This window comes from Salifodinibacter halophilus (genome assembly GCA_012999515.1).
Lineage (GTDB): Bacteria > Pseudomonadota > Gammaproteobacteria > Nevskiales > Salinisphaeraceae > Salifodinibacter > Salifodinibacter halophilus.
In genome coordinates, this window is sequence record JABEEB010000254.1 from 1 (window position 1) to 272 (window position 272).

Sequence of the window (272 nt, forward strand, 5' to 3'; positions counted from 1 at the left end):
CGGCGGCCGTCGCCGTAGTCCGGCGGGCCGGCGAGCAGCCGTTCCAGGCCGTTGACGCCGCCGCCGTACATGCCCTGGTAGTTGTGCGGGCCGGCCGAGGACACCGCGACCTTGTAGACATCCGGCCGGTGCAGCATCGCCCGGGTGGAGACGTAGCCGCCGAAGGAATGGCCGTAAACGCCGACGCGGCCGAGGTCGATGCCGGGAAAACGCTGCGCGAGTTGCTCGATCGCGGCGACATGGTCGTCGATCTGCGGATCGGCGAAATCGCC

General features: G+C 70.2%; 1 protein-coding gene. It reads right to left on the minus strand.

What is annotated here, in order from left to right:
- Positions 1-272: prolyl oligopeptidase family serine peptidase (locus HKX41_11545; protein ID NNC24766.1), on the minus strand; the 272-nt coding region annotated here is incomplete at both ends.